Annotated in this window: 4 protein-coding genes and 1 pseudogene; 1 reads left to right on the top strand and 4 read right to left on the bottom strand. The window is 67.8% G+C overall.

Going from position 1 to position 3,487, the window contains the following annotated elements; all coding sequences use genetic code 11:
- A partial coding sequence (locus ASJ79_RS21065; protein ID WP_231750959.1) for a TetR/AcrR family transcriptional regulator occupies nucleotides 1–315 on the bottom strand: 315 nt, incomplete at its 3' end.
- Nucleotides 316–411: 96 nt separating this feature from the next.
- On the opposite strand from ASJ79_RS21065, the gene ASJ79_RS21070 reads away from it, so the two are divergent.
- Nucleotides 412–1,233 (top strand): SDR family NAD(P)-dependent oxidoreductase, encoded by an 822-nt coding sequence (locus ASJ79_RS21070; protein ID WP_067959466.1) that lies wholly within the window; start codon nucleotides 412–414, stop codon nucleotides 1,231–1,233.
- A gap of 34 nt (nucleotides 1,234–1,267) precedes the next feature.
- Here ASJ79_RS21070 and ASJ79_RS21075 read toward each other — a convergent pair whose 3' ends face one another.
- From ASJ79_RS21075 to ASJ79_RS21085, 3 genes and pseudogenes are all read right to left on the bottom strand, one after another.
- Nucleotides 1,268–2,626: a wax ester/triacylglycerol synthase family O-acyltransferase gene (locus ASJ79_RS21075; RefSeq protein WP_067959469.1), complete on the bottom strand. Its 1,359-nt coding sequence runs from the start codon at nucleotides 2,624–2,626 to the stop codon at nucleotides 1,268–1,270.
- A 246-nt stretch (nucleotides 2,627–2,872) separates the two neighbouring features.
- The gene (locus tag ASJ79_RS21080; protein WP_067959471.1) at nucleotides 2,873–3,097 is read right to left on the bottom strand and encodes a hypothetical protein; all 225 of its coding nucleotides are present in this window, start codon (nucleotides 3,095–3,097) and stop codon (nucleotides 2,873–2,875) included.
- Nucleotides 3,098–3,202: 105 nt separating this feature from the next.
- Nucleotides 3,203–3,487, bottom strand: a pseudogene (locus ASJ79_RS21085) (sodium:solute symporter); the annotation flags it as partial.

A 3,487-nucleotide genomic window follows, 5' to 3' on the forward strand; every position in this document is an offset into this window, starting at 1 on the left:
GTCCAGCACCGCCAGCGCGACGATCGCGGCGACCACGCACAGCACACCGAGCACCATCACGGCGAGCTTGAGCGCCGTCGGCGTCGTGATGAACCGGGTGTCCACGTCGATGCGGGCGCGCAGCTGCTCGACGAGCGGTGCGACAAGCGCGCGCAGAAGGTCCTCCCTGGCGCGGAAGTGGTAGTACAGAGCGCCTTTCGTGACACCCATCTCGTCGGCGATCATCTGCAGCGAGGTACCCGCGTAGCCGTGGCGGGTGAACAACGTCAGCGCGACGTCGAGCACACGTGCGCGGGCGTTCTGCTGACTGGTCACCTCGACCCCTTCTGCGCGCAGACGACAACTGGCCGATCGCCCAGTAGATTACTGGACGATCGTCTGGTTCGTTATCCCTGAGGAAGGTCCACGCGCATGTTCTCTGCCCTGTCGGACAAGGTCGCCGTGATCACCGGCGGAGCGTCGGGTATCGGCGCCGGCACGGCGCGGACGTTCCTGCAGGCCGGTGCCCGCGTGGTGATCGCCGACATCGACCGCGAGCGCGGCGAGGCGCTCGCCGCGGAACTGGGCCCCGACTGCGCCTTCAAGTACACCGAGGTCGCCGGCCGCGACGACGTGACCGAACTGGTCGCCTACGCCGTGGAGCGCTTCGGCGGGCTGCACATCATGATGAACAACGCCGGCATCTCGGGCCGGATGCAGCCCGAACTGCTCGACGACGATTTCGAGGACTTCGACCGGGTGATGCGGGTGGATCTGCTCGGCGTCATGCTGGGCACACAGATCGCCGCGCGGCACATGAAGGACCACGGCGGTGGATCCATCATCAACACCACGTCCATCGGCGGTATCCAGGCCGGCTGCACCGTGATGACCTACCGGGCGGCCAAGGCGGGCGTCATCCACTTCACCAAGTCCGCGGCGATCGACCTCGCGCGGCACCACATTCGCGTCAACACCATTGCGCCGGGCGGCATCCCGACGGCGATCCTGTCCGCGGCCACCGGCGTGGACGAGGCCGACGAATCGGGCACCACCGCGGCGATCCGCAAGGAGATCGCCGCCGAGCGGCCGCTGCCGATGACGGCGAGCGTCGACGACATCGCCGCGGCCGCGGTGTATCTCGGCAGCGATCATGCCCGTTACGTCACCGGGGTGGTGCTTCCCGTCGACGGCGGTATGACGGCGGGCAATCCGCGGAACCCGTTGCGGGAGTTGATGCTCAGCGCTCGCTGAGCCGGCCGCGACCGCGACCACCCCGTGCCCCCGGCTAACGCGCGACCGACCGCTCGAGCTCTTTGAGCGAGTTCTCCAGGTGCCCCAGGAGCCGCTGCAGGTGGGGAACCTCCCGCCGCGCGCCGACCAACCCGAAGTCGAGGTTGCCGGCGGTGTTCGACAGCGTGATGTTGAGCGCCTGTCCGTCGAGCGCGATCGACAGCGGGTAATTGCCGTCGAGGCGGGCACCTTTCCAGTACATCGTCTCCTGCACACCCGGCACGTTTGAGATGACGATGTTGAACGGGGGCGGCGTGGAGGCGACGAAACCTGGCACCGCACCCAGACCGAGGGCCGCGATGTTGATCGCGGACACGGCCAGCGCCTGTGTCCGCGGCAGTTGGGCGAAGACCTTCTTGTTGTCTCGCATCGACGCTGCGATCGCGTCGAGCCGCTGTGCGGGGTCGTCGAGGTGGGTGGCCAGATTGCACAGCAACGCGCCGACCAGGTTGCCTCCACCCTCGGCGTCCGCCTCCGATCGCATGTTGACCGGGACCATCGCCACCAATGGGGTGTCGGGCAGGGCGTGCTGCTCTTTCAGGTATTCACGTAATGCGCCCGCGCACATGGCCAACACGACATCGTTGAGAGTCACGCCCGCCGCGGTCTTCACGCCACGGATGCGCTCCAGCTCCCAGGACTGCGCCGCCACGCGGCGCGCGCCACCGATGGGCACATTGAACATGGTCTTCGGCGCCCGGAACGGCAGGGTGAGCTCTTGCTCCAGCAGGGCCGCACGCGCGAGTCTCAACGTGGAGGGCGCCAGCCCAGCGATGGAACCGGCCGTGCGGGCGAGCGTCTGCAACGGCGACGACTGCTCACCTGCCTGATGGTGCCGGGGCTTGATGGCCCACAGCACTCGCGCCTCGTCATCGCAGGGATCCGGGGTCAGCGAACGCTGCAGCAGCTTGGCTGCGGACACGCCGTCGAGCAGCGAGTGGTGGAACTTGGTGTAGAGCGCGAATCGCCCGTCGGAGAGCCCCTCGATCACGTGGGCCTCCCACAGCGGCCGGTGGCGGTCGAGAAGGCTGCCGTGCAGGCGGGACGAAAGCTCCAACAGTTCGCGGACCCGACCGGGCCTGGGCAGGGCAGAGCGACGCACGTGGTATTCGAGGTCCACCTCATCGTCGGACGACCAGGCCAGGTTGGTGATACCACCCCACACCCGGGCCGGATGCTTGCGGAAAGTCGGCTGCACGTCGTCGCGCTCGGCGATCGCGTCCCAGGCAAGGCGGACGAAGTCCTCTCCGGAATCCTCGGGGGGCTCGAACAATTGGAGCGCCCCGACATGCATGGGGTGCTCGCGGGACTCGGTCAGCAGGAAGATCGCATCGGTGGGCGAAATCAGCTGCACGGATTCTCCTCCCAGGGCGAAGGCTCGCTAGTGAGTCCCCGGTTGGCACAGCACGCAAACGTCAGCGGGACTACAGCCCCGGCCCCTCATACCCCGCTTGCCCGGATACCACAGCTGACTGGTCACTTCGTCGAACCCGGGCAGCGCCTGCAGGTGCTCCAGCATCCGTGTCGAGTCCGCCGGCGCGAACCCAGGTCGCCAGCGGATCGAAGAACGCGGGGGTCGTGGTGCGTCACCCCCCCGGGCTCAGTTGCGCACGCTGGTATCGACGCGCGGAACCTTGACCTGTGGGTACAGCTGGTCGAGCCACGGATTGTTGCTGTCCCGGCCGTATCCATACCCGAAGCCGTTACGGCTGTCGTTGTCATGTCCACCGAATGACGGCCCGTCGGCCTGCGCAGGTCCGGAGAGACCGACGACCGCCGCGGACAGGGCACCTGCAACCACGCTGAGCAATCCGATTCGCTTCACGGCGCTCGCCTCTTTCCTTCTACTGTTCCGTCAGCGGGTCGAAGCCCGCAATACCTGGTGGAACAGACGAGGGCGCCGATTGATTCCGGTGGAGGCGCTAGCCCGCTACCGCACGCCGGCCTTCGCCACCTCGTCCCGGCCCGCGAGCCGGTCGTCCCAGACCTGGAGCACCTCCGGCGAGGTCTTCGGCGTCAGCAGGCTCGCGACGACGTAGACGATCAGGCTCGCGCCCAGACCGAAATAGATCGGCTCGTTGGCCAGGACGTCGCCGACGACGGCCATGGTGCCCAGCGTGACGACGGTGCCGACGCCCATCGACCACAGCGCGCCCGCACCGGTCGCGCGCTTCCACACGAACCCGCCGAGGATCGCGACCAACAGGCCGCCGAC

The organism is Mycobacterium sp. NAZ190054, assembly GCF_001545925.1.
GTDB lineage: Bacteria > Actinomycetota > Actinomycetes > Mycobacteriales > Mycobacteriaceae > Mycobacterium.

What these genes read in the sequence shown, in the direction of transcription:
- ASJ79_RS21070 (WP_067959466.1), top strand. Translation starts at nt 412, where the DNA reads ATGTTCTCTGCCCTGTCGGACAAGGTCGCCGTGATCACCGGCGGAGCG.